This window comes from Sulfitobacter sp. 1A13496, assembly GCF_043557225.1.
GTDB lineage: Bacteria > Pseudomonadota > Alphaproteobacteria > Rhodobacterales > Rhodobacteraceae > Sulfitobacter > Sulfitobacter faviae.
In genome coordinates this window covers 913,607-939,176 of sequence record NZ_JBIFFP010000001.1, presented here as the reverse complement: position 1 = coordinate 939,176, position 25,570 = coordinate 913,607, and the positions used below count along the sequence as shown (strand labels likewise).

Here is a 25,570-nt window from a genome sequence, read left to right as displayed (position 1 = left end):
CCTTATCCTTTCAAGACGTTCTCAGCCGCAGCAATCGCCGCCTCGGCATTCTCCGCCGAAGCGCCGCCGCCCTGCGCCATGTCGGGACGGCCACCGCCGCCCTTTCCGCCCAGTTCGGCCACCGCCGCTTTCACCATGTCGACCGCCGAGAGGCGATCTGTCAAATCCTTCGTCACACCGCCTGCGACTGCGGCCTTGCCGCCGGTGTCAGCGATCAACAAAACCGCGCCCGAGCCGAGCTTGGACTTATGTTCATCCACCAGACCCGGCAGGTCTTTGCCCGTGATACCGCTCAGCACTTGGCCTACGAATTTCACGCCGTTCACCTCGCGCGCTTCGGGTGCAGCCGCGCCGCCGCCCGACATCGCCAATTCACGACGCAGCTGCGCCACTTCGTTGGACAAGCTGCGGCGCTCGTCCAGCAATGCACGCACCCGTTCCGGCACGTCACTGGCCGAGGTTTTCAACTCCGCCGCGACCCGGCTCAGCGCCGCTTCCTGCTCGCGCAGCCATGCCAAAGCCTCGGTCCCGGTCAGCGCTTCGATCCGGCGGACGCCCGCGCTGCTCGCGCTATCCCCTAAAAGGACGAAGGCGCCGATATCACCCGTCTGCCGCACATGGGTGCCGCCGCAAAGCTCCAGCGAATAGGTCGACTTGTCGCTGCCCTTGCCGGACCCTTCCAACTGCCCCATCGAGACGACACGCACCTCGTCGCCGTATTTCTCACCAAAGAGCGCCTGCGCCCCCATGGCACGCGCATCGTCTGGCGTCATGATCCGTGTCTCAACCGGCGTGTTCTGGCGAATGTAATCATTCACCTCACGCTCGACCTGGCTCAACTCTTCCTGCGTCAGCCCCTTGGCATGGGAGAAGTCAAACCGTAGACGATCATGCGCATTCAGCGAACCGCGCTGCGAGACATGGTCCCCAAGCGCGTTGCGCAGGGCCTCATGCAGCAAGTGCGTGGCCGAGTGGTTGGCGCGGATGGCACCGCGCCGCAAACGATCCACCTCAAGAACAGCGGTCTGCCCCGGCTTCACCTCGCCTTCGACCACACGGCCGAAATGCACGAAAACGCCCGCCGATTTCCGCGTATCGGTCACGTTCACGATACCGGTCTGCGTCCGGATCACGCCGGTATCGCCGACCTGCCCGCCGCTTTCCGCATAAAACGGTGTCTGGTTCAGCGCGACCTGCACGTCGCTGCCCACTGCGGCTGTTTCGACCTGATCACTGCCCTGCACCAAGGCGACGATCTGCCCCTCAGCACTTTCGGTGTCATAGCCCAGAAACTCTGTCACGCCGCTTTTGTCGGCCACATCGAACCAAACGGTAGCATCCGCAGCCTCGCCGGAGCCGGCCCAAGCCGCACGGGCCTTGGCCTTCTGCGCCGCCATCGCCGTGTCGAACCCCTCGGTATCGACCGCACGACCCTTCTCGCGCAGCGCATCCTGCGTCAGATCAAGTGGGAAGCCATATGTATCATAAAGTTTAAATGCCGCCTCCCCCGGCAGGGTCGCCCCCTCGGGCAAACCGCTCAACTCATCATCCAGCAGCTTCAGACCGCGATCCAACGTTTGGCGGAAACGGGTTTCCTCCAACAGCAAAGTCTCACGGATAAGCGATTGCGCCTGTCCCAACTCAGGGTAAGCCGCGCCCATCTGCTGCACCAAGGATGGTACCAGCTGATGCATTAAGGGATCCTTAACGCCGAGCAGATGCGCATGGCGCATGGCGCGCCGCATAATCCGGCGCAGCACATATCCGCGGCCTTCGTTGGAGGGCATCACCCCATCGGCAATCAGGAAGGAGGTCGAGCGCAGGTGATCCGCGATCACCCGGTGATGGGTCTTGCCCGGCCCATCGGGATCGGTCGAAGACGCATGGGCGCTCGCCTCAATCAGGTTGCGCATGAGGTCGGTGGCATAGTTGTCATTCGTGCCCTGCAACAGCGCCGCCACCCGTTCGATCCCCATCCCGGTATCGATCGACTGGTTGGGAAGCGGCTGGCGGGTGCCGTCTTCGAACTGCTCGTATTGCATGAAAACGAGGTTCCAGATCTCGACGAAACGGTCACCGTCTTCCTCGGGCGATCCCGGAGGGCCGCCCCAAATGTGATCGCCGTGATCGTAGAAAATCTCGGTACAGGGCCCGCACGGGCCGGTGGGGCCAGCGGACCAGAAGTTATCATCCGTCGCGATGCGAATGATGCGCTCATCCGGCAGGCCGGTATGGGCCTTCCAGATTTTAACCGCTTCTTCATCGGTATGGTACACTGTGACCAAAAGGCGGTTCGGGTCAATGCCGAACTCCTTGGTCAGCAGGTCCCAAGCAAAGGGGATCGCTTCGGCCTTGAAGTAGTCGCCGAAGCTGAAGTTGCCGAGCATTTCGAAAAACGTGTGATGCCGCGCGGTATAGCCGACATTATCGAGGTCATTGTGCTTGCCGCCCGCCCGCACACATTTCTGCGCCGATGTGGCACGGCTGTAATCGCGCGTCTCGACCCCGGTGAAGAGGTTCTTGAACTGGACCATGCCGGCCGCAGTGAACATCAATGTCGGGTCGTTGCGCGGCACCAGCGGGCTGGAGGGCACGATCTGATGCCCCTGCGCATCGAAATAATTCAGAAAAGTTGAGCGAATTTCATTCAGCGTCTTCATGGCGAGGCCTTCCGGGGCAGATTTGATCGGTCCCAAATACCCCTCAGTCCCGGCGCTGTCCACCGTTCCTGCCAATGAAAAAGGGGCGCAGCCTTTGGCCACGCCCCTTCTTAAATTCAAATTGTCAAAGCAGGTTCAAGCTTCGAGAATATCCGCGTCGTCACCCCCGGACCCTTCAAAGTCCAATCCGTGGGCCGCGCGGATCTTGTCTTCGATCTCCGATGCCATGGCAGTGTTCTGTTTCAGGAAGTTCTTAGCGTTCTCACGCCCCTGCCCGATCCGTTCATCCCCGTAGCTGAACCATGAGCCGGATTTATCGACCACACCGGCCTTCACCCCAAGGTCCAGCAACTCCCCCATTTTGGAGATGCCTTCACCATACATGATATCGAATTCGACCTGTTTGAAAGGCGGCGCCACCTTGTTCTTGACGATCTTAACCTTCGTTGCGTTGCCCACGACTTCGTCCCGGTCCTTCAGGGCGCCGATCCGGCGGATGTCGAGACGGACGGAGGAGTAGAATTTCAGCGCGTTACCGCCGGTGGTGGTCTCCGGAGAGCCGAACATCACGCCGATCTTCATCCGGATTTGGTTGATAAAGATAACCATACAATTGGACCGGCTGATCGACCCGGTGAGCTTGCGCATTGCTTGGCTCATCAAACGGGCCTGAACGCCAACATTGCTGTCGCCCATCTCACCTTCAAGCTCGGATTTCGGCGTCAGGGCCGCGACGGAGTCGACGATCACCATATTGACCGCGCCAGAGCGTACCAACGTATCGGTGATTTCCAGCGCCTGTTCACCCGTGTCGGGCTGGGAAATCAACAGCTCGTCAATGTCCACGCCAAGCTTTTTCGCATATTGCGGATCAAGGGCATGTTCCGCGTCGACAAAGGCGCATACGCCCCCGGCCTTCTGCTGCTCTGCCACGCAATGCAGCGTCAGCGTTGTCTTACCCGAGGATTCCGGGCCATAAATCTCAATGATACGCCCCATCGGCAAGCCGCCGATGCCAAGCGCAATATCAAGGCCAAGCGAGCCTGTGGAGCTGGCTTTGATATCCTGGATCGCCCCTTCGGCCCCCAGTTTCATGATCGACCCTTTGCCGAACTGACGTTCGATCTGGGCCAGCGCGCTGTCGAGCGCCTTTTGCTTTTCTGCGGTTTTCTTGCTGTCCATCGTCAAAAGATCTGCCGTTGCCATTAGGTTCATTCCTTAGTGTCACAGTGGCGCCCCGGCGGCAATCGCCTGCGCGCTGCGTCGCTTATGTTCCTCTAATGTTCCATATGAGGGTAAATGCGGAACATTTCAATGACTTTGTTTGTCCTTTATGTTTTGGCGAGAATGGTAAAGAAATGGTTTACCCACCCCAGAAAGGGCCGCTTGCAGCCCAAGGTAAGACGCAATTGATTGTTTTTTTTAAAGAACGGCTGGCTTTTTTATCGGTTCCAAAGACCGGAACCACCGCCTATGAGAAAGCACTGGCGCCGCGGGCGGATATGGTGATTTCCGATCCGCCGATGCTGAAGCATGCGCCGGTTTATCGCTATAACCGCTTTATTCGACCAATGTTTCTAAAAGTTTGCGATGCCGAGCTTGAGCTGATGGCGGTAATGCGCGAACCGATCTCTTGGCTGGGCAGTTGGTATCGCTATCGGCAGCGCCCCTTCATGAAGGGTAAGCCGAACAACACCTTTGGGATCAATTTCGACGAATTCGTTCTCGCCTATATGAAGGGCGACAAGCCGGGGTTCGCTGATGTGGGGAGCCAGTTGAAGTTCATGGAGACACAACCGAACGGCACCGGGATCACCCATCATTTCCGCTATGAAGATCAGACGCGGCTCCGTCGCTTTTTGGAAGAGCGGCTCGACGTGACGCTGACCCTTGGGCAGGAGAATGTCTCTCCCAAGATGGAGCTAGCGCTTTCCCCGAATGTTGAAAAACGCTTTCGTCGTAAGTTCGCGGCGGAGTTTGAGCTTTACGAGTCGATTACATAACCCTGCCCCGCGAGATGCTCAGTGCAGCTGATTGTGGACCGTTGTGGTCAGGTCAGTGAGAGAGAAGGGTTTGGGTAGGAAGACAGAATTCGGAATTTTCGACTGTTCTTGACCGAAGTTATCCTCCGCATAGCCCGAGACAAAAACAACCCGCACATCCGGGCGTTGTTTGAGCGCTTGGCGCACCCAGCTTGGCCCATCCATGCCGGGCATAACGACGTCTGTTACGAATACATCGATATCCAACTCCTTATCTTCGAGCATCTTTAACGCGGCTTCGGCGGATTCGGCTTCCAGCACCGTGTAGCCACGCAGCCGTAAGGCGCGGCTTGCGAAGGCCCGCACGGGTGCTTCATCCTCCACCAGAAGGATCACCCCGTCGGACCGCTGAAGCGGGCTTTGATCCGGCGATGCCGGGGGCTTTTTCGCGACCGCAGTGGGCTGGCCCTCCAGCACGGGGAAGTAGAGGGTGAAACATGTGCCCCTGCCCAACTCACTGTCGATAAAGATGAAACCGCCCGTTTGTTTGACGATTCCGTAGGCAGTGGAGAGGCCAAGGCCGGTGCCCTCGCCGGTTCGCTTGGTGGTGAAGAACGGCTCGAACACCTTTTGCAGCTTATCCTTCGGAATGCCCGTGCCATCATCATGCACCTGCACCGTGACGTAGCGGCCTGCTGGCACGCTGACCCGATCTCTTTCAAGCGGTTGGTCGAGGCTCGTCACCTCGGTCACGATACGGATCTCGCCCCCGGCGGGCATGGCATCGCGGGCGTTGACGACGAGGTTCATCAAAACCTGCTCCAACTGGCGTTTATCCGCGCGGATCGGCGCAAGTACCGGGTCATGGCTAAGGGTCAGCGTTACTTTTTGCCCACCAGTCGGTTCAGCAAATGCGTGAGATCGGCGAGGGTATCGCGCATGTCGAGCGTCTCTGGCCGGAGGGTTTGTTTGCGCGAAAAGGCGAGGAGTTGCCCCACCAGCGCGGCCGCCCGATTGGCGTTTTGGTTGATCTGGACCAGATCGCTGAAATCCGGGTCTCCCTGATCGTGCCGCAGCAAGAGGAGGTCACAATGCCCGGAAATCGCAGTCAAAAGGTTGTTGAAGTCATGCGCGACGCCCCCGGCAAGCTGTCCAATGGCCTGCATCTTCTGGCTCTGCACGAATTGTGCCTCAAGCGATTTGAGTTCGGTCGCGTCCTGCAGCACCGCGATGAGGGCCGCCTCGCCGGCTTCGGATATGCGGTTGAGCGAAACCTGAACGAAGACCTCCTGATCCGTTCGGGTGAGCCTGAGAAATTCGGACTTCTGAACCAGCCGCCCCGCCAGACTGTCTTGTAGCCAATCCGAGATCGAGCGGCCGAGCCCCTCCATCAGATGCGAAAGATGGGTGTCGCGCCGCAGCGATACGCCGAGCAATTTCCCCGCCATATGGTTGAAGGCCAGTACCGTTCCGTCGGAGCGCAGTTTGATCATCGGCACGGGGAGGTCTTGAAACGTTTCCCAGCCTAATTCATTGGGAGAGGCCGCCCCTTCGGGCGGCGGCAGAAGATAGAGCGCGCGGCGTTTCGCGCCAGCCTCAACCTCGGCCACCAGTACCTGCCGGTTTCCTTCTGCGGTGGCGATTTCAGTCACGGTTCCGGGGGTTAAGGGTAGGGAATTGAACAATCGGTCCAGTGACTTCACCCGTTGCCCGACCAGTATGCGGGCCGCTTCATTCATGAAAAGGATCGCCCCACCGCGGCCCAGCATGACCATTGGCAAGGCCATGCTTTCGTGCGTACTGCGGGGGCCCTCGCGGGTGGCAACGCTTTCAATCCGCCAAAGCAGGCGGTCGGCTGATAACTGGTGCACCGATAGGCGCATGGGGCCGGACCGGGTGATCACCTCTTCCCGTGCGTTGCCGCTGGCGGTGGCGCGTGATTGCAGACGGTAGAGAAGGCCCACGGGATTGGCGAAATGTGCTCGTAAGGCCTGCGCGAGGGATTCTTCGCCGACCTTGCCGAACTGCTTTAGAGCCGCCTCGTTGCGGTAAATGACTTGCCGATCGGAAGTGGCGATGAAACTCGGTGCGGCGTCTTTTGCGATGAAGTCCGCGACCCCATCCGCGCTGACCCGATTCCGGCCCCTATCCCATAGAAGAAAGACGATGTAACCAGTTGAAGTAAAAACCAATGTGGCCGCCGACGCGGCAAGGGCAAGCTGCAACGTCGCATCAGTGCTGCGCATCGCAAGCGCGCCAGCGGCAAGAGCCATCACCACAAGCAGCCAAAGCCGCCTGAGGCCCGCCTGCCCCCCAATTCCTGAATGCCCAACGCCCTGCTGCACGCACATCCCCTAACAACCGAATCATACGACTATTACGTGCGACAGAGGTTAAGCAGGCTTTAACCGAAATCGGTTTGCACGCATTGGTTGATTATGGGTAAATTTACTCGCGCGTCAACTGTGCTGAAAAGAATCCGTCGCCATCGGGGGTTACGTCATAGCGGTCCATGCGGGCGACTCGCCACTCGGGGTGGCGGTCCAGAAAAGCCTCGACCCGCGCCTCGTTCTCCTCTCGCAACAGGGAGCAAGTGGCATAGGCCAAGACTCCGTCGCGTGCGGTAAGTCCTGCTGCTGTATCGAGAATCTGGTCCTGAATGGTGGTCAGATCGGTCAAGCGCTCGGGGGTCAGGGTCCATTTCCCCTCCGCCGCGCGGCGCCATGCGCCCGAGCCGGAACAGGGGGCATCGCAGAGGACGAGATCATAGGGGGCGCCCGCCTTGGCCTCTTCGGTATCGGCCAGGGAAATCGCGACGCCCGCGCGATCGGCGCGGGGGGGAAGGTCACTCATTCTGCGGGGGTCAATGTCGTGTGCCGTGATCTCGCGCGCGAGGTCCATGGCCAGAGCAAGCGCTTTGCCGCCGCCGCCGGCGCAGTAGTCGAGCACCCGGCCCCCCGAAGGCAAAGCGGCGACGACAGCTTGGCTCGCTGCGTCTTGCAATTCGACGTAACCGTCGGTGAAGGCGGCGGAATTTCGGATGCGGCGCGCGCCTTCAGTCACGGTCAGCGCGGCTTCGGCAAGCGGGTTTGCGCGGGTTTGGACACCCTCTTCGGCCAGCAGTTCTTGCGCCGCGGGCACGGCGATCCGCGCCGTGTTAACCCGCAGGCAGATCGGCCCGCGCTCTTGAAGCGCGAGGGCCGCGGCATCCGCATTCTCCCCGAGCGCCGTATCGAACAGGGGGAGTAGCCAATCGGGCAGGTTCAGCCGCGTCGCGCGGTCATCCGGCGCCGGCGGGAAAGCCCGTTCAGCCTCGGACAGCGCCGCGGGCGCATGGCCCGCCCCTGAGAAGAGCGCGTCAAGGTCGCCACCCTGCCCGTGCAGCACACCGATCATCAGCGCGCGGCCCGTCTCCCCTCTGCCGTAATGTGCCGCGCTGCGTTTCTGGCGCAGCACGTCGAACACATGATCGCGCACGGCGGCACGGTCTTTGGAGCCCGCGAAACGGCTCTGACGCGCCCATCGGGTCAGCGCCTGTTCGGCGGCCAGACCCCCGGCAATTGCGTCCAATACTTCTATCGCAGCGGATACGCGCGCGCCGGGGATCATGGCATCTTCCTTTTGCAACGAACGGCCCTCGGGCCGTTGCTTTATGGGTTAACCGATACGGTAATTCGGGCTTTCGCGGGTGATCTGCACGTCGTGGACATGGCTTTCCTTCAGCCCCGCGCCGGTGATCTTCACGAAGTTGCAGTTGCGGCGCATCTCATCGACCGTGGCGCAACCGGTATAGCCCATGGCCGCGCGCAGACCGCCGACCAATTGGTGCAGCACATTGCCCGCGCTGCCCTTGTAAGGCACCTGACCTTCGATCCCCTCGGGCACCAGTTTGTCAGAAGCGGCGTCTTTCTGGAAATACCGGTCTGCCGAGCCGCGCGCCATGGCGCCCATGCTGCCCATTCCACGGTAGCTTTTGAAGCTACGGCCTTGATAAAGAACGACTTCGCCGGGGCTTTCGTCGGTGCCGGCGATCATGCTGCCGACCATGGCGCAGGAGGCACCTGCGGCAATCGCCTTGGCGAAATCGCCGGAGAACTTGATGCCGCCATCGGCGATGATCGGCACGTCGCCCGCAGCGGCCACGCAGTCCATGATCGCGGTCAATTGCGGCACGCCCACGCCCGCCACCATCCGCGTGGTGCAGATTGAGCCCGGCCCGATGCCGACCTTGACCGCATCGGCGCCCGCGTCGATCAGCGCGCGGGTGGCGTCACCGGTGGCCACATTGCCCGCGACGACCTGCACATCGCCGAACTGTTTCTTGGCCCGGGTCACCGCATGGGCCACGCCTTCGGAATGGCCATGGGCGGTGTCGATCACGATCATATCGACGCCCGCATCGACCAGTGCTTCGGAGCGCTCGAAGCCCGCTTCGCCCACTGTCGTCGCCGCAGCGACACGCAAGCGGCCTAGATCATCTTTGCAGGCGGTGGGGTTCAGCACAGCCTGTTCGGTGTCACGCAGGGTCAGCAGCCCGGTGAGCTTGCCGCTGGCATCCGTGACCAACAGTTTCTCGATCCGGCGCGATTTCATCAGGCTGATCGCCTCGTCCCGGTCCGCAGGCTCTTGCAGGATCGCCAGCCGTTCAGAGGTCATCATGACCGAGACCGGCGTGCGGTCGTCGGAGGCAAAACGCATGTCGCGGTTGGTCACGATGCCCAGCACGCGGCCATTTTCGTCTACAACCGGGAAGCCGGTCACGCGGTAGCGTTCTTGCAGGTCCTTGGCATCCGCCAGCGTCTGGTCGGGGCGCAGGGTGATCGGGTTGTAAACGATGCCGGACTCAAAGCGTTTCACCCGACGCACTTCGCGGGCCTGTTCTTCGATCGTGAGGTTCCGGTGCACCACCCCCATGCCCCCGGCCTGCGCCAGTGCAATGGCCATGCGGCTTTCGGTCACCGTATCCATGGCCGAGCTGAGCAGCGGGATATTGAGCGCGATGCTCTGCGTGACGCGGGTTCGCGTGTCTGCGGTGGACGGCAACACAGAAGACGCTGCGGGAACCAGCAGGACGTCATCAAAGGTCAGGGCCTCACGAATCTCCATTTAACACCTCGGGTCTGGATGGGTTCATTTGGCGGTTTCCTATTTCACGGATGGCCGGGATTGGAAAGACCTATTCCCCCGCGTAAGCCACAGACGGGGAATGACGCGGGCGCGGCACGAATTGCCGCCCCGCATCTTTCCCCCGCCGCGCGGCACGCTATGCTGTCGCAAAGAAACAAAGGACGGCCCCGATGAGCAGTGACCCCCTCGTGATTTTCACGCCCTCCGGCAAGAGAGGGCGCTTTCCCAAAGGCACCCCGGTGCTGACCGCCGCGCGGCAATTGGGTGTCGATCTGGACTCGGTCTGCGGCGGGCGCGGCATCTGTTCAAAATGTCAGGTCTCGCCGGGGTATGGGCAGTTCTCGAAACATGGGGTGACCGTCGCGCCCGATGCGCTGAGCCCATGGAACGCGGTCGAGGAACGCTATGACGAAAAGCGCGGCCTGAAAGAGGGCCGCCGTCTGGGCTGTCAGGCCACGGTGCAGGGCGATGTGGTGATCGACGTGCCGCCAGAGAGCCAAGTGCACAAACAGGTCGTGCGCAAACGCGCCGAGGCGCGGGAGATTGTGCTGAACCCGTCGGTCAAACTCTTCTACGTCGAGGTGACGGAGCCCGACATGCACGAACCCTCGGGCGATCTGGAACGTCTCAGGGCCGCGCTGGCCGAGCAGTGGGAGCTGGAGAAAGTCACCGCCGATCTGCACATCCTGCAAATGATGCAGCCGGTCCTGCGCAAGGGCGATTGGAAAGTCACCGTCGCTGTGCATCTCGGCGATCAGGAAAACGCCGCGCGGATCATGAACATCTGGCCGGGGTATTACGAGGGCACTGTCTATGGTCTGGCGGTCGATCTCGGCTCCACCACCATCGCGGCGCATCTGTGCGATCTGCAAACCGGTGAGGTCATGGCCTCTTCCGGTGTGATGAACCCGCAGATCCGTTTCGGCGAAGACCTGATGAGCCGCGTCAGCTATTCCATGATGAACCCCGACGGCGCGCAGGAGATGACCCGCGCGGTGCGCGAAGGGATGGCGACGCTTTTCACCCAGATCGCCGCCGAGGGGAATGTCGCGCCCGATCTGATCGTCGACGCGGTCTTCGTCTGCAACCCGGTGATGCACCACCTGCTGCTGGGCATCGACCCCTTCGAGCTCGGCCAAGCACCCTTCGCGCTTGCGACCTCCGGCGCGCTGCGTCTGCGGGCCGAGGATTTGGACCTGAACATCCACCCCTCGGCCCGTGTCTACCTGCTGCCCTGCATCGCGGGCCATGTCGGCGCGGATGCCGCCGCCGTCGCCCTGTCAGAGGCGCCTGAGAAGTCCGACGAGTTGATGCTGGTGGTCGATGTGGGCACCAACGCGGAGATCCTGCTGGGCAATAAGGAAAAGGTGCTGGCCTGTTCCTCTCCCACCGGGCCCGCGTTTGAGGGGGCGCAGATCAGCTCGGGCCAACGGGCGGCACCGGGGGCGATCGAACGGGTAGAGATCGACCCCGAGACAAAGGTAGCACGGTTCAAGGTGATCGGCTGTGACCTGTGGTCAGACGAAGAGGGCTTTGAGGAAGCCGTGGCCAGCACCGGCGTCACCGGCATCTGCGGATCGGGCATTATCGAAATGGTCGCTGAAATGCGCATTCACGGCATCGTCGACGCCCCCGGCTTGATCGGCAGTGCCGCGCAAACAGGCTCGGCCTCGGTCTTTGCAGATGGGCGCACCAACAGCTATCTGGTCTATGACGGCACCGAAAAGGGCGGGCCCAAGATCACGGTGACCAACCGCGACATTCGCGAAATCCAGATGGCCAAGGCCGCGCTCTATTCCGGCGCGCGGCTGCTGATGGACAAATTCGGCGTCGACAAGGTCGACCGCGTGGTGTTGGCGGGGGCCTTTGGCGCGCATATCAGCCCCAAACACGCGATGGTGCTGGGCATGATCCCCGACGCGCCGCTCGACAAAGTCACCAGCGCGGGCAATGCCGCAGGCACCGGCGCCCGGATCGCCCTGCTCAATACCGAGGCCCGGGCCGAGATCGAGGCGACCGTGGGCGCGATCCACAAGATCGAAACCGCCGTCGAACCGCGCTTTCAAGAGCATTTCGTCAATGCTTCTGCCATCCCCAACGCGGTAGAGCCTTTCCCCATCCTCAACAGCCTCGTCGCCCTGCCGGAGGTGACCTTCAACACCGGCGGCAGCGGCGAAAGCGAACGCGGCGGCCGTCGGCGCAGAAGAAAGGCGACGTGATGACTGCCTCGGACAACAGCGATCAGGTCGAATTCTGGAGCGCCTCTGCGGGGCAGAGATGGGCCGTGCGGCAGGCTGAGTTGGACATTCTGATGCAGCCTGTGCTGGATGGCGTGCTGGCGCGCGCCGAACTGGCGCCGGGGCTGAGGGTGCTCGACATCGGCTGCGGCGCGGGGGCGGGCTGTCTCGCCGCCGCCGAGGCGGTGGGCGCTGCGGGCGCGGTGCTGGGCGTCGATGTCTCTGCCCCGCTGCTCGACCTCGCGCGGCAACGGGCCGCCGCCCTGCCCCATGTCGCCTTTCACCACGGTGATGCAACGACGCTAGCGCTTTCCCCTCCCTATGACCGGCTGATCTCGCGCTTTGGCGTGATGTTCTTCGCCGATCCGGTGCTGAGCTTTATGCGTATGGCCGCGCAACTCAGCCCCGGCGCGAAGCTCAGCTTTGCCGCGTGGGGGCAAATCCCCGAGAACCCTTTCTTCACCCTGCCCGCCCGCGCGGCCCGAGCCACCATCGGGGCCATGCCGAAAAGCGATCCCGACGGCCCCGGACCTTTCGCCTTTCGCGATCCCGAACGCGTGGTATCGATCCTCGCCGAGGCGGGATTTGTCGATATCGCCTGCAAGGTGACACGGCTTGACCTCACCCCCGCGGGCACGGTCGATGACCTTGCCCAGCAGATGTGCGACATCGGCCCGGCCAGCGGCGCAGTTAATCATTTCGAGGCAGCCCCGGCACAGGTCGAGGAACTTCGGCAAACCATCGCCGAAGCTCTGCGCCCCTATGCGAAAGACGGCCCCCTGCGCCTGCCTGCCGAAATCAATTTCGTCACTGCGACGAAACCCTGACTTGACCTTCCCCCGCGCGCCGATTATCTGACCCTCAGCGCGCGGGTATGGTGAAAAGGTATCACGGCAGCTTCCCAAGCTTTAGTTACGAGTTCGATTCTCGTTACCCGCTCCACGCTCCCCCCTCCGCCTTTGTGATCCCGCCACATGGCCCCACACAGGCCCCGCAGGGTTCCCCAAGGTCACACCCATGAAAAGCCTAATCTGGTCCGAATTTCGCCATGATTGCCCGCAAAAGTAGCAACCAACAGGGAAGTAACTTACGCGCAAATGGCCCAACGATGTCGGATGCGCATTGAGGCAAAGGAAAAAAGCGTGGCAAACGCGTTTCGGGACTACGCGACATCCAAGGCGTATATCATCGTCAATTTCATCGTACTGTGATGTGTCGCCGGCATCAGCTATTCGATCGTCAAACTGGATTACGAGCAGCATATCGCCAGCATCCGTCAAGATGCCCGGCAAACACTGCATGAAGTCAGCAATCAGGTGCAGCATCAGTTCCAAGAGACCATTCTGGTCACTAAGAACATCGAGAATATCCTGCTCTCCGGCGAGGCCTTCAAAGACAAAAAGATCGAACTGCTGGTCAAGGAGTTGCGCGACCGGAATCCCGGCATTCAGGCCTTCGCCCTCGCCCCGGACCTGAAGATCACCCATAGCTATCCCAAGACCCAGAATGGCGAGACGATTGGCCTGGAATACAAGAACATCCCGACGCAGCTTTCCGGCGTCGCCAATGCCTACCGCCGCCAAAGCCCGACCATCGAAGGGCCGCTGAACCTCGTTCAAGGCGGCAAGGGCTATATCATGCACTACCCGGTGTTCGAGCGCCCCATCGGCCTGGGCGCGCCGCGTTTTTGGGGGGTGATGTCCATCGTCTTCCAGCCCGACCGGCTGTTCGAGCCGCATCAAAACCCGCATCAGGCCGCCGACTACATCTATAGCCTCCGCGCCTTTCCCACGGGCGTCATGCCGCCTGAGATTGAGCCTGCGGGGGTCGACCCCACAGCCCCCGTGCGCACCCGGTTCGAGCTTTTGGGCAAGACATGGGAGGCCACGGCCAGCCCCGCCAACGGCCTGCCCCCCTATGCCCCGCAAAGCCCCTACCTCGTGGCCTTCGCCCTGATCGCGACCATCGCGCTGATGGCGGGGCTCTGGGCGTTCCGCCGGGTGACACTGAAAAAGCAAGAGGCCCATGCGCTTTTGGCCGAAGGGATCGGCTCGATCCAAGAGGGGTTCATCGCCTTTGACGAGAAAGAACGCCTTGTCACCGTCAACAGCAAGTTTCTGGAGTATCACCCTGAAATCGCTGACCTTCTGATCCCCGGCAAAACCATCGAAGAGCTGTTGCGCCATTGGGTCGCCCGCCATCAGCACCCTGAAGAGGTCGAGGAGCGTGAGGCTTGGATCGCCAAACGTCTCGCCCGGTTCCGCAACCCGACCGGCGCCTTCATTCTTGAGGTCTCGGATAACTTCTGGCTCAAAGTGACGGAATCGCGCACGCCGCATGGCTATACTGTGGGCATCTGGACCGATGTGACGGCCGAGAAACGCGCGCTCGACGCGGCCAAGGCGGCGGACCGCGAAAAGACCGAGTTCTTGAACAACGTCAGCCACGAGCTGCGCACGCCGTTGACCGTGATCTCGGGCCGGGCGACCTTCTTGCAACATGCCGAGAAGCTGCCCCAAGCCCGGCGTTTGCAGACCGCGCTGAACAACAGCGCCAATGCCACGCCCGACATTCGCCACAGCGTCGATGAGTTCCAGAACTTCGTCTCTGACCAAGCGGGCGGCATCGCGGGGTCGTCAAAACATATGCTGCGCCTTGTCGAAGACCTGTTGGATTGGACCAAGGTCGCGCGCGGCAAGATGGAGCTTGATCTTCAAGAGATCGAAACCAGCGAGATCGCCCGCTCCGTCGCCGAAGACCTTCGCCCGGATGCCGAGGCCAAGGGGCTGACGCTGACCTATGAGGACAATGGCACGGCCCTTGCCAATGCGGATCCGGTGCGCCTGCGGCAGATCCTTTACAACCTGATTTCAAACGCGATCAAATTCACCCGCAGCGGCAATATTCATCTGCAGATGCAGCAGGATGACGAAGAGATCACCTTCTCGGTCTCCGACACGGGCTGCGGTATTTCCGAGAACAATCTCGAGCGGGTTTTCCTGCGGTTTCAGCAGGTTGACGGCTCAATGTCGCGTGAGAACGGCGGCTTGGGATTGGGCCTTGCCATTGCCGAGCAACTGGCCAGCCTGCATGGCGGCAGCCTGTCGCTGGAAAGCAAAGTCGACGTGGGCAGCACCTTCCGGCTGACCCTGCCCCGCCCCGTGGCCGATAGCGAGATGCGCCGATCGGCTTGACGGTAAATCGCCCCGGCCCAAAGCGGACCGGGGCGGATTATCTTAGCTCTCGCCCTGCATCAGTACATCGCCAAAGCGGTCCCGCAGATCGCGTTTCAGCACTTTGCCCGTCGCGTTGCGCGGCAGTGCCTCGGCGAAGACCACCCTGTCCGGCACCTGCCATTTGGCGATCTGATCCTCGAAAACCTTGAGGATATCCGCCTCTGACGGATCGGCCCCTTCGGCCTTTACCGCGACCAGAACCGGGCGCTCGTCCCATTTGGGATGGGTGGCCCCGATGACAGCGGCGTCGGCCAGATCGGGATGGGCAATGGCGATATTCTCTAACTCAACCGAACTGATCCATTCGCCGCCCGACTTGATGATATCCTTGGCGCGGTCGCGGATGGTGATATAGCCGTCGGCGTCCATCGTCGCGATATCGCCGGTGTCGAACCAGCCATCGCGCAGGGTGCTGTCCCGGTCGGATTGGTAGTAGGCATCCAAAATCCAATGCCCGCGGGTGACCAGCGCACCTTGGGCCTCTCCGTCATGGGGCAGCGGTTTGCCTGCGTCATCCCAGATCTCAAGTTCGACGCCAAAGACCGGGCGGCCTTGGTTCTCGCGCAGCTTGTGCTGGGCGTCTTCGGGCAATTCACCGTGTTTCGCCAAGGGCTTGTTGACGCTGCCCACCGGCGACATCTCGGTCATGCCCCAAGCGTGGATGGTCTCCACCCCATAGTCTTCGCGGAAGGTCTTGATCATCGACGGCGGACAGGCCGAACCGCCGACCACGGTACGCTCTAGGCTGGGCAGTTCGCTGCCGGATTTCTTTGCCGCCGCCAAGAGCCCTTGCCAGATCGTCGGCACGCCAAGCGCCAAGGAAACGCGGTAGGTGTCGATCAGCCCAACCAGCGACGCCCCATCGAGGTTCGGCCCCGGCAACACCATCCGCGCGCCGGTCATGGCACTGGCATAGGGGCAGCCCCAAGCGTTGACATGGAACATCGGCACCACGGCCATCACGATGTCCCGCGCGGAGATCGCGATGCTGTCGGCCATGTTGATGCCAAAGGAATGCAGCACGGTCGAGCGGTGGGAATAGAGCACGCCCTTGGGATTGCCCGTGGTGCCAGAGGTGTAGCACAGACTCGACGCCGTGTTCTCATCCAGATCGGGCCAGTCGAACCCGGGATCGCCCGAAGCCACCAATTCGTCGTAGAAGACCAACCCCGGCAGCGCCTCAGCGGCCTCGGCATCGGGGCCGGACATCAGGACGAGGTGCTTGAGATGCTCAAGCTTGTCGCGGATCGCGGCGACGAGCGGGACGAAGGTCTTGTCGATGAACAGCACCTCATCCGCGGCATGGTTGAGGATATAGACAAGCTGATCGGCAAAGAGCCGCGGGTTGATCGTATGGCAGACAAAGCCCGCGCCGGAGGTGCCGAAGTAGATCTCCAGATGCCGCCGATTGTTCCATGCGATGGTCCCGCAACGCGCTTGCGGCGACAGCCCCAGATCGGTCAAGGCCGCGCCCAAACGCCGCGCATTCTCGGCCACCTGCCCCCAGTTCGTCTCTTCAACCCCGCCCGTGGTCGAAACCGAAATAATATCCCCCTCGGGGTGATAGCGTTCGGCATGGGAAATCAGGCTTGAGATCAGCAGCGGCTGCGTCATCATCTGGCCAAGCATAGGGGATCCTCCAATCATTTGCGTTGAGACTGTCCAAAGGTCAGAGCAGTTGCAAGCCTTCCCCTCCGGCAAGTTGGAATCGGCAATGGCAGGCAGCAAAACGACCGCGCAGACGGGCTTTGCCTGCGCGGTCGGTCGCTCTGGTTCAAAAGCTGTCCCTAGTCGCGATGCTGGTGAATATAGCCGATCAACCCGGCGGTGGAGCCGTCCTTGCCCTCGGCAGAGACCTCTCCTTCGACCAGCGGTTGGAGCGATTTAGCCAGTTCCTTGCCCAGTTCCACGCCCCATTGATCGAAAGAGTTGATGCCGAGGATCACCCCTTCGACGAAAACGCGATGCTCGTAAAGCGCGATGATCTGGCCCAGCGTGAAGGGATCAAGCATTTCATAGGCGAGTGTGGTCGAGGGCCGGTTGCCGGGGAAGACACGGTGGCGCGCTTGGCGTTCAAGCGCGTCGCCCGAAAGCCCCCCGTCGCGCATGATGGCGCGCGCTTCATCCAAAGACCGCCCGCGCATCAGCGCTTCGGATTGGGCAAGGCAATTGGCAATCAGCAGATCGTGGTGATGCTGCAACTCCGGCTCATGCCCCTTGGCCGCCACCAGAAACTCGCAAGGGATCACCCGGGTGCCTTGGTGGATCAACTGATAGAAAGCGTGCTGCCCATTGGTCCCCGCCGCGCCCCAGACCACCGGGCCGGTGTGGCGCGGGCTGTCGGCGCCGTCCATTTGCACGCCTTTGCCGTTCGATTCCATCTCAAGCTGTTGCAGGTAATCGGGCAGCATCTCAAGCCGTTGGTCATAGGGCAGCACCGCGCGGGTGGCATGGCCGCAGATTTGATTGTGCCAAATGCCCACGAGCGCCAGAAGGATCGGCATGTTCTCCGCCGGATCTGCGGCGCAGAAATGGCGGTCCATCTCCTGCGCGCCACGCAAGAAACTGTCAAATGCCTTGGGTCCGATGGCGATCATCAGCGAAAGACCAATCGGCCCCCAGACGGAATAGCGCCCGCCGACCCAATCCTCGAACCCGAAGACGCGGGTGGGGTCGATCCCGAACTCGGCAGTCTTGTCATCTGCGGTGCTGAGCGCGGCGAATTGCGTCGCCGGATCGCCGCCATGGTCCTGCATCCATGCCCGCGCCGTGCGCGCGTTGGTCATGGTCTCAATGGTGGTGAAAGTCTTGGACGCGACGATCACCAGCGTTTTCTTGGCATCCAGCCCACGCAGCGTATCCGCGATATGCGCGCCATCGACGTTCGAGACGAAATGGCAGCGCGGCCCATCGTGATAGGGTGTCAGCGCGCGGGTCGCCATGGCGGGGCCAAGGTCGGAGCCGCCGATGCCGATGTTGACCACATCCGTAATGTCGCCGCTGCGCACCTGATCGGCAAAGCTGCGCATCCGCGCCAGCGTGTCGCGCACCTGCGGCATGACATCTTCGCCCGCGACCTTTACCGCCCCGCAATCGAGATTGCGCAGCGCCGTGTGCAGCACTGCGCGGTCCTCAGTCTCATTGATCGGCGCGCCCGCGAACATCGCATCGCGCCGCTCGGTGACCTTGGCGTTTTCGACCAGTTGCAGCAGCGCCGCACGGGTCTCGGTGTCGATATTCGTCTTGGCGTAGTCGAACAGCATATGCTGCGTGCGCAGCGAGAAGTCCTCGGCCCGGTTCGGGTCATCGAACAGTGCCGTGATCTTGCGGTCCGCCACGGCGCTCTGCCGCTCTTGAAGGTCTTGCCAAATGTTCATCATGCCGCCCAGTAAACTTCGATTTCATCCAGCACCGCTGCAATCGGGGCCTCTTCGGGGGAAAGCCCCTGCGCGCGCTCAAGAGCCGCGCGCTTCTCATCCCCGAAAATCACGAGATGTTTGTTCAGCGCCCCGTCGAGCACATGCGCCGGCAGCGTGACACGCGCAGTGGGCTGGCCCTCGGGATAGACCGGGCACAAAAGCGGGGCATCGGCGGCCAAAGCGTCAGGCAGGCTCGGGTCGCCGGGGAAAAGCGAGGCAGTGTGCATGTCGTCACCCATGCCAAGCAGCAGGACAGAGATCGGCACATGATCCGTCAGACTGGGGGCCACCACCTCTGCCCCCTCGCCCGGAGAAAGCCCGGGGCGGAAAAAGGGGATGAACTGCGCCGCCGCGGCACGGTCGTTCAACAGATGCGCGCGCACCAGACGCGCGTTCGACAGCGGGTCATCCACGTCCACCCAACGCTCATCGGTCAGCATCACATCCACCCGGCTCCAATCCAGATCGGTCGCGCTGAGCATCTCAAAGATCGGCCCGGGGGTAGAGCCGCCCGGCACCGCGAAAGACACGCGGTCATTGCCCGAAAGCGCCGATTTCAACTTGCCCGCCAGTTTGTTGGCGACATTCATCACCAGCATTTCGCGGTCCGCATATTCGATGATGTTCATGGGGATACCTTTCGCCATTCACGGCCATCGCGCCGCATCATTTCTGTCGCATCCGTGGGCCCTGCCGAGCCGCTGTCATAGGGTTTGGGCACGTCGTGACGGGCCTCCCAGCCTTGGATGATCGGATCGGTCCAGGCCCAGGCGGCCTCGACCTCGTCGTCGCGCATGAACAATGTCTGGTTGCCCCGGATCACGTCCATGATAAGCCGCTCATAGGCATCGACCTGATCGCCCCCATCGGGGCCAAGCGCTTCGGCAAAGGTCATGTCGAGCGGCACATCGACCAGACGCATGCCCCCCGGCCCGGGTTCCTTGATCGTCACGCCAAGGGTGATGCCCTCGTTCGGCTGCAAGCGGATCGACAGCACGTTGCGATGACGGCCCGCGTCTTCGGCAAAGATGGAATGCGGCGTGTCTTTGAAAACCACCGTGATTTCGCTCGACCGCGCCACCATGCGCTTGCCGGTGCGCAGATAAAACGGCGTGCCATGCCAACGCCAGTTGCTGATATGGGCCTTCAACGCCACGAAACTCTCGGTCCGCGACCGTGGGTTGCCGACGGCATCGCGGTAGCTGGGGGCATCTTCTTCATTGCCCTCTTCAGCCTCATACTGTCCGCGCACGAGGTGATGCGGCAGCACCGGATCAATCGCGCGGATCACTTTCAGCTTTTCGTCGCGCACCGCATCGGGATCAAAACGCGCGGGCGGCTCCATCGCGATCAGGCACAAGAGTTGCATCAGATGGTTCTGCACCATGTCCCGCATCGCGCCGGATTTGTCGTAATACTCCCCACGCCCGCCGACGCCCACCGTCTCGGCCACGGTGATCTGGATGTGGTCGACGTATTGGCGGTTCCACAGCGGCTCGAACAGCATATTGCCAAAGCGCACCGCCATGAGGTTCTGCACCGTCTCTTTGCCGAGATAGTGATCGATCCGGTAGATCTGTTGTTCTTTGAAATAGGTGGCCAGCGTCGCGTTGAGGGCGCGCGCACTCTCCAGATCGCGGCCAAAGGGTTTTTCCACGACAATGCGACATTCTTCGCCCGCCATGCCCCATTGCTGCAACCGTTCGGCCAGATCGCCGAAAAGCCCCGGCGCGACAGAGAAGTAATAGACCTCGATCCGGTCCTTACCGGACATCAGCCCCTGCAGCTCGGCCCAGCCGGTCTCTCCGCGTGCGTCGATGGCGACATAGTCGAGCTTGGCCAGAAAGGCGTCGAGGTTGTCGCAGGCGTCTTTCCCGCCAAACTCTTCAATCGCTTCGGCAACCATCTCGCGGTAGCCTGCGGCGTCCATCTCGGTGCGCGCAGCGCCGATGATCCGCGCCTCTTCGGGCATTTGTCCCGCACAGTAACGGCGATAAAGACCCGGCAAAATCTTGCGCCGGGCCAGATCGCCGGTGCCGCCAAAGATGACAAGATCGAAGGGGTCGACAGGGATAACACGCGAAACCATTGATTAATCCTTGTCCGGGCAGAATGGCAGAGTTAGCGCAAACATACTTATTTCTCCCTACATCACAAGACTGTGCGCCCCGGTGCTTGGACTTTTAGGGTGCGCCGCAATAGCTTACCACAACAGGAACACACGGGATCACGCAAGGAACAATCATGAAAGATATTGCGCAAGCAAACGAGGGCAAGTTCCAGAACCCGGCGGTCACCGCCAAGGGGGAACCCCGCGCCACCGTGGCCCTGCGCGGGGCGGAAACGCTTTGGTTCAACACAGGCACCCTGTGCAACATCGAATGCGTGAACTGCTACATCGCCTCCAGCCCCAAGAACGACGCGCTGGTCTATATCACCGCGAATGAGGTGCGCGACTATCTCGACCAGATCGAGGAGCGTAGCTGGCCGGTGCGCGAAATCGCCTTCACCGGCGGCGAGCCCTTCATGAACCCCCAGATGATCGAGATCACCGAAGCCTCGCTAGAGCGCGGTTACGAGGTGTTGATCCTGACCAACGCGATGCGTCCGATGATGCGTAAATCGGTGCAAAAGGGGCTGTTGCGGCTGCGCGATGCCTATCCCGGCAAGATGACCTTCCGCATCTCCGTCGACCATTATCGCCGCGATCTGCACGACGCGGAACGTGGCGAGGGTGCCTTCGACAAGACCCTGACTGGCATGGAATGGCTCCGCGACAACGGCTTTCGCATGGCCGTGGCGGGGCGGTCGATCTTTGCCGACAGCGATGCCGACAGCCGCGCGGGCTATGCCGCCTTCTACGCCGAACACGGCTTTGACATCGACGCGCAAGACCCCGCCATGACCGTCCTCTTCCCAGAGATGGACGAGGCCGTCGAAGTGCCCGAGATCACCACCGCCTGTTGGGGCATTCTGGACAAATCCCCCGACGCGGTGATGTGCGCCTCCTCCCGTATGGTGGTCAAACGCAAGGGGGCCGAGAAACCCGCCGTGCTGGCCTGCACGCTCTTGCCCTACGACCCTGAGTTTGAACTCGGCACCACATTGGCCGAGGCGGAGCGCGACGTGGCGCTGAACCACCCGCATTGCGCAAAGTTCTGCGTGTTGGGCGGGGCGAGCTGTTCGGTCTGACGCCCCTGCCCTTTGCCCTGCGGGCTCAATGTAGCGTGAACTCACCCACTTGGTTTTGCCATTCGCCGGGGCCGATCAGCTTGCGGTGGGTGAAGCGGACCGAATGCAGCGGCCCGTCCAACTCCGCGCGCCAGAATTCGACGAATTCGAACAGGCGCGGATGGTCCGGTGCGATGTCGTAATCCTGCCAGATATAGCTGTTCAGCACATGGCTGTAATCGGGCATGTGGTAAAAGAACTCTGCCGTGGTCAGCCCGTAACCTTTCAGCATCAATTCGGTTTCACTGCGGGGCATGTTGCGCCTCCCTTGCTGCCTCTGTAGAACAAGTTTGCGCGGTCAGAATTACTTTTCAATGAAAACAGTGTGTTGGCACTTCGCCCTAAGTGCTGCCAGTGCGTTTCGGCCACAGCCATTGCACCTGATATGCCCCGTCTGCTATAGAAAACCCCAAGATATAGAACCATAAAAATGGTGGGCAAGATACGTGACCGATACGCCGGATACCCCTGAAAACGCAGACGAAAAGCCCATCTTTCACGGGCCGTCGGTGACCATCGAACACGAGATGCGCACGTCCTATCTGGACTACGCGATGAGCGTGATCGTCAGCCGCGCGATTCCCGATCTGCGCGACGGTCTGAAACCGGTGCACCGCCGCATCCTCTACGCGATGCACGAGACCGGCAACACCCATGACAAACCCTACCGCAAATCCGCCCGTCCCGTGGGCGACGTGATGGGCCAGTACCACCCCCATGGCGACAGCGCGATCTATGACGCGCTTGTGCGGATGGCGCAGGATTTCTCCATGTCGCTGCCGCTCTTGGACGGTCAGGGCAACTTCGGCTCGATGGACGGCGATAACCCGGCGGCCATGCGCTATACCGAAGTGCGCATGGACAAGCCCGCCGCCTATCTTCTGGCCGATATCGACAAAGAAACCGTCGATTTTCAGGACAACTACGACGGCAAGCAGCAGGAACCGACCGTCCTGCCCGCGCGCTTTCCGAACATGCTGGTCAACGGCGCGGGCGGCATTGCCGTTGGCATGGCGACGAACATCCCGCCGCATAACCTTGGCGAGGTGGTGGATGCCTGCCTCGCGCTGATCGACGATCCGGACCTGACCTCGGAACAGCTCATCGAATACATCCCCGGCCCCGACTTTCCCACTGGCGGCATCATGCTGGGCCGCTCCGGCGCACGCAAAGCCTACCTTGAGGGCCGCGGCAGCGTGGTGATCCGCGCCAAGACCCGGGTCGAGGAAATCCGCAAAGACCGCTGGGCCATCGTCATCGACGAGATCCCCTATCAGGTCAACAAAGCTACGATGATCGAAAAGATCGCCGAACAGGTCCGCGAGAAGAAGATCGAGGGCATCGCCCACGTTCAGGATGAGAGCGACCGCAACGGCGTGCGTGTGGTCATCGAACTCAAACGCGACGCCACCGCCGAAGTGGTAATGAACCAGCTCTACCGCTTCACCCCGATGCAGACATACTTCGGCTGCAACATGCTGGCGCTGAACGGCGGCCGGCCTGAGCAGCTCACTTTGCGCAAATTCCTCAGCTACTTCATCGACTTCCGCGAAGATGTCGTGGCGCGCCGCACGGCCTACCTGCTGCGCAAGGCGCGCGAGCGCAGCCATATCCTTTGTGGTCTCGCGGTCGCTGTCACCAATATCGACGAGGTGGTTGCCACCATCCGCTCCTCCGCCGACGCCGCCGAGGCGCGCGAGAAGCTGATGACCCGCCGCTGGCCCGCCGAGGACATCCTGCCCTATATCGCGCTCATCGACGACCCGACCCATACGGCGAACGAAGACGGCACCTACAACCTCTCCGAAGCACAGGCCCGCGCCATTCTGGAACTGCGCCTACAGCGCCTCACCCAGATCGGCGTCAAGGAAGTGACCGACGAGCTGGAAGAGCTGGCGGGTAAGATCAAAGAATACCTTGAGATTCTGGGCAGCCGCGAGCGTATCCTCGGCATTATTTCCGACGAGTTGCGCGAGGTGCGCGAGCAATTCGCCGTGCCACGTCGGACCGAGATCGTCGACTGGTCGGGCGACATGGACGACGAAGACCTGATCGCCCGCGAGGAAATGGTCGTGACCGTGACCTCCGGCGGCTACATCAAGCGCACGCCCCTGGCCGACTTCCGCGCGCAGCGCCGCGGCGGCAAGGGTGTCTCGGGCATGCAGACCAAGGAAGAGGATGTCGTCACCAACCTCTTCGTCGCCAACACCCATACGCAGCTTTTGTTCTTCACCACCGACGGGATGGTCTACAAGCTAAAGACATGGCGCCTGCCGCAGGGCGCGCGCACCGCCAAAGGCAAGGCCATCGTGAATATCCTGCCCATCCCCACCGGTGTCTCCATCGCGGCGATCATGCCGGTGGACCGGGATGAGAAGGAATGGGACGACCTGCAGGTGATCTTTGCCACCTCTGCCGGGACCGTTCGGCGCAATAAGCTGTCGGATTTCACCAATGTGAAGGCCAACGGCAAGATCGCCATGAAGTTCGAAGGCGAGCATGAGGGCACCACGCTGATCAACGCGCGTATCGCCTCGAACGACGATGACGTGATGCTGGTCACCGACGCGGGCCGCGCGATCCGCTTCCCGGCGACCGACGTGCGGGTGTTCAACTCACGCAACTCCGTCGGCGTCCGCGGCATCCGTCTGGGCGAAGGCGACAACCTCGTTTCCATGTCCGTCATCCGCCACTTCGAAGCGAGTTCGGAAGAGCGTGTCGCCTATCTCAAACAGCGCCGCTTGATGGCGGGGCTGACCGATGAGGACAGCAGCGATGACGAGGAAGAGCAGGTTCAAGCTGGCCAGCTCAGCACCGAACGCTATGCCGAAATGTCCGCCGCCGAGGATCTGATACTGACGATCACCGCCAAGGGCGCGGGCAAGGTCTCCTCGGCCCATGACTACCCCGTGCGGGGCCGCGGCGGCATGGGCGTGACGGCTTGGACCAAGGCCATGGCCCACGGTCCCATCGTCGCCTGCTTCCCGGTCGAGATGTCCGATCAGGTGATGCTGGCGACCTCCAAGGGCCAGTCGATCCGCGTGCCGGTTGAAGGCATCTCATTCCGCTCGCGCAGCGCTGGTGGTGTGAAAGTGTTCAGCACCGGCAAGAACGAGGAAGTCGTCAGCGTGGCCTGGATCGCCGATCAGGGCAACGAAGAGGATGAAGTCGAGGGTGACAGCGCCGCCGAATGATCGGCGCCCCCCTGCCCCATGCATATGCTTTGGGGCGGGGGCTTTTTACCAAAACATCATCGAACAACAAAAAATCCCCCGCGCCATCAGCGCGGGGGATTTTCTAATCTTAAACTTCCGTTAGGAAATTAGTTGGTAGTAGTGGTCGAAGAAGAGGAACCGGATGCCGCGACTGCAACCAGAACCAAAGCAGCACCAGCTGCCGCCGCGCCGCCACCAAGACCGGCACCAGCAGCAAAGAGCCCTGCACCATCTGCATCGGCAGGCACGCAAACGCGCGCAGTGTTGCCGTCTACGGTGACCGGATCAGGCTTACAGTTATAGACCACACCATTGGCACCTTGAACCTGAAGCGAATAGACCGCATCGTCAGACGCCCCAAGAACAGCCGCTTGAGAAGTGGTTTGGGCGAAAGCAGCACCCGAAAGAGCGATAGTTGCCGCCACCGTTGCAAGAATTTTCATGTCTAGGTACTCCTATATCT

Annotated in this window: 16 protein-coding genes, 1 tRNA gene and 1 pseudogene; 7 read left to right on the top strand and 11 right to left on the bottom strand. The window is 61.6% G+C overall.

The window, feature by feature from the left end; genetic code table 11:
• Window positions 1-2: 2 nt before the first annotated feature.
• Window positions 3-2,660 (bottom strand): alanine--tRNA ligase, encoded by a 2,658-nt coding sequence (gene alaS, locus ACGYLX_RS04565; RefSeq protein ID WP_394447578.1) that lies wholly within the window; start codon window positions 2,658-2,660, stop codon window positions 3-5.
• Window positions 2,661-2,795: 135 nt separating this feature from the next.
• Window positions 2,796-3,866, bottom strand: a complete 1,071-nt coding sequence (recA, locus tag ACGYLX_RS04560) for a recombinase RecA (protein WP_067261794.1) — start codon at window positions 3,864-3,866, stop codon at window positions 2,796-2,798.
• 203 nt (window positions 3,867-4,069) lie between these two features.
• Here recA and ACGYLX_RS04555 point away from each other — a divergent pair, with 203 nt between their 5' ends.
• Window positions 4,070-4,663, top strand: coding sequence for a gamma-glutamyl kinase (locus ACGYLX_RS04555; RefSeq protein WP_394448089.1), 594 nt, complete (start codon window positions 4,070-4,072; stop codon window positions 4,661-4,663).
• Between the two features lie 18 nt (window positions 4,664-4,681).
• Here the strand turns inward: ACGYLX_RS04555 and ACGYLX_RS04550 are convergent.
• The 3 genes and pseudogenes from ACGYLX_RS04550 to guaB all read right to left on the bottom strand — a co-directional run bounded on the left by ACGYLX_RS04550 (window position 4,682) and on the right by guaB (window position 9,748).
• A pseudogene (locus tag ACGYLX_RS04550) lies at window positions 4,682-6,915 on the bottom strand (ATP-binding protein).
• 175 nt (window positions 6,916-7,090) lie between these two features.
• Window positions 7,091-8,251, bottom strand: a complete 1,161-nt coding sequence (locus ACGYLX_RS04545) for an RsmB/NOP family class I SAM-dependent RNA methyltransferase (protein WP_394447576.1) — start codon at window positions 8,249-8,251, stop codon at window positions 7,091-7,093.
• Window positions 8,252-8,299: 48 nt separating this feature from the next.
• Window positions 8,300-9,748: an IMP dehydrogenase gene (guaB, locus tag ACGYLX_RS04540; protein ID WP_394447574.1), complete on the bottom strand. Its 1,449-nt coding sequence runs from the start codon at window positions 9,746-9,748 to the stop codon at window positions 8,300-8,302.
• A 191-nt stretch (window positions 9,749-9,939) separates the two neighbouring features.
• Here guaB and ACGYLX_RS04535 point away from each other — a divergent pair, with 191 nt between their 5' ends.
• The 4 genes from ACGYLX_RS04535 (at window position 9,940) to ACGYLX_RS04520 (ending at window position 15,200) form a co-directional block, all read left to right on the top strand.
• Window positions 9,940-11,988, top strand: coding sequence for an ASKHA domain-containing protein (locus ACGYLX_RS04535; protein ID WP_394447573.1), 2,049 nt, complete (start codon window positions 9,940-9,942; stop codon window positions 11,986-11,988).
• Window positions 11,988-12,833: a methyltransferase domain-containing protein gene (locus ACGYLX_RS04530; protein WP_394447571.1), complete on the top strand. Its 846-nt coding sequence runs from the start codon at window positions 11,988-11,990 to the stop codon at window positions 12,831-12,833. Before ACGYLX_RS04535 ends, ACGYLX_RS04530 begins: the two co-directional genes overlap by 1 nt.
• Window positions 12,834-12,874: 41 nt before the next feature.
• Window positions 12,875-12,948 (top strand) — tRNA-Gly (locus ACGYLX_RS04525).
• A 374-nt stretch (window positions 12,949-13,322) separates the two neighbouring features.
• Window positions 13,323-15,200 carry an ATP-binding protein gene (locus tag ACGYLX_RS04520; protein ID WP_394447569.1) on the top strand — a complete coding sequence of 626 codons (1,878 nt, stop codon included), beginning with the start codon at window positions 13,323-13,325 and terminating at the stop codon, window positions 15,198-15,200.
• A 42-nt stretch (window positions 15,201-15,242) separates the two neighbouring features.
• On the opposite strand, the gene ACGYLX_RS04515 is transcribed toward ACGYLX_RS04520, so the two are convergent.
• The 4 genes from ACGYLX_RS04515 to zwf all read right to left on the bottom strand — a co-directional run bounded on the left by ACGYLX_RS04515 (window position 15,243) and on the right by zwf (window position 20,750).
• On the bottom strand, window positions 15,243-16,871 hold the full coding sequence (locus tag ACGYLX_RS04515; RefSeq protein ID WP_168612949.1) for a long-chain fatty acid--CoA ligase: 1,629 nt from the start codon (window positions 16,869-16,871) through the stop codon (window positions 15,243-15,245).
• A 158-nt stretch (window positions 16,872-17,029) separates the two neighbouring features.
• On the bottom strand, window positions 17,030-18,622 hold the full coding sequence (gene pgi / locus ACGYLX_RS04510) for a glucose-6-phosphate isomerase (RefSeq protein WP_394447567.1): 1,593 nt from the start codon (window positions 18,620-18,622) through the stop codon (window positions 17,030-17,032).
• Window positions 18,619-19,290: a 6-phosphogluconolactonase gene (pgl, locus tag ACGYLX_RS04505; RefSeq protein ID WP_168612951.1), complete on the bottom strand. Its 672-nt coding sequence runs from the start codon at window positions 19,288-19,290 to the stop codon at window positions 18,619-18,621. The genes pgi and pgl overlap by 4 nt, the downstream gene beginning before the upstream one ends.
• The gene (gene zwf / locus ACGYLX_RS04500) at window positions 19,287-20,750 is read right to left on the bottom strand and encodes a glucose-6-phosphate dehydrogenase (protein WP_168612952.1); all 1,464 of its coding nucleotides are present in this window, start codon (window positions 20,748-20,750) and stop codon (window positions 19,287-19,289) included. Before zwf ends, pgl begins: the two co-directional genes overlap by 4 nt.
• A gap of 155 nt (window positions 20,751-20,905) precedes the next feature.
• On the opposite strand from zwf, the gene ACGYLX_RS04495 reads away from it, so the two are divergent.
• Entirely contained in the window at window positions 20,906-21,853 is a 948-nt protein-coding gene (locus ACGYLX_RS04495) for a radical SAM protein (protein WP_168612953.1), read from the top strand.
• 25 nt (window positions 21,854-21,878) lie between these two features.
• Here the strand turns inward: ACGYLX_RS04495 and ACGYLX_RS04490 are convergent, their stop codons facing one another.
• Window positions 21,879-22,148, bottom strand: a complete 270-nt coding sequence (locus ACGYLX_RS04490; RefSeq protein ID WP_067262037.1) for an usg protein — start codon at window positions 22,146-22,148, stop codon at window positions 21,879-21,881.
• Between the two features lie 190 nt (window positions 22,149-22,338).
• Between ACGYLX_RS04490 and gyrA the strand changes: the two genes are divergently transcribed.
• Entirely contained in the window at window positions 22,339-25,086 is a 2,748-nt protein-coding gene (gyrA, locus tag ACGYLX_RS04485) for a DNA gyrase subunit A (protein ID WP_168612954.1), read from the top strand.
• 128 nt (window positions 25,087-25,214) lie between these two features.
• Here gyrA and ACGYLX_RS04480 read toward each other — a convergent pair whose 3' ends face one another.
• Window positions 25,215-25,550 (bottom strand): hypothetical protein, encoded by a 336-nt coding sequence (locus ACGYLX_RS04480; RefSeq protein ID WP_394447564.1) that lies wholly within the window; start codon window positions 25,548-25,550, stop codon window positions 25,215-25,217.
• Between the last annotated feature and the right edge of the window lie 20 nt (window positions 25,551-25,570).

What these genes read in the sequence shown, in the direction of transcription:
- alaS (WP_394447578.1), bottom strand. Translation starts at nt 2,660, where the DNA reads ATGAAGACGCTGAATGAAATTCGCTCAACTTTTCTGAATTATTTCGAT.
- recA (WP_067261794.1), bottom strand. Translation starts at nt 3,866, where the DNA reads ATGGCAACGGCAGATCTTTTGACGATGGACAGCAAGAAAACCGCAGAA.
- ACGYLX_RS04545 (WP_394447576.1), bottom strand. Translation starts at nt 8,251, where the DNA reads ATGATCCCCGGCGCGCGCGTATCCGCTGCGATAGAAGTATTGGACGCA.
- guaB (WP_394447574.1), bottom strand. Translation starts at nt 9,748, where the DNA reads ATGGAGATTCGTGAGGCCCTGACCTTTGATGACGTCCTGCTGGTTCCC.
- ACGYLX_RS04535 (WP_394447573.1), top strand. Translation starts at nt 9,940, where the DNA reads ATGAGCAGTGACCCCCTCGTGATTTTCACGCCCTCCGGCAAGAGAGGG.
- ACGYLX_RS04530 (WP_394447571.1), top strand. Translation starts at nt 11,988, where the DNA reads ATGACTGCCTCGGACAACAGCGATCAGGTCGAATTCTGGAGCGCCTCT.
- ACGYLX_RS04515 (WP_168612949.1), bottom strand. Translation starts at nt 16,871, where the DNA reads ATGCTTGGCCAGATGATGACGCAGCCGCTGCTGATCTCAAGCCTGATT.
- pgi (WP_394447567.1), bottom strand. Translation starts at nt 18,622, where the DNA reads ATGATGAACATTTGGCAAGACCTTCAAGAGCGGCAGAGCGCCGTGGCG.
- pgl (WP_168612951.1), bottom strand. Translation starts at nt 19,290, where the DNA reads ATGAACATCATCGAATATGCGGACCGCGAAATGCTGGTGATGAATGTC.
- zwf (WP_168612952.1), bottom strand. Translation starts at nt 20,750, where the DNA reads ATGGTTTCGCGTGTTATCCCTGTCGACCCCTTCGATCTTGTCATCTTT.
- ACGYLX_RS04495 (WP_168612953.1), top strand. Translation starts at nt 20,906, where the DNA reads ATGAAAGATATTGCGCAAGCAAACGAGGGCAAGTTCCAGAACCCGGCG.
- ACGYLX_RS04490 (WP_067262037.1), bottom strand. Translation starts at nt 22,148, where the DNA reads ATGCCCCGCAGTGAAACCGAATTGATGCTGAAAGGTTACGGGCTGACC.
- ACGYLX_RS04480 (WP_394447564.1), bottom strand. Translation starts at nt 25,550, where the DNA reads ATGAAAATTCTTGCAACGGTGGCGGCAACTATCGCTCTTTCGGGTGCT.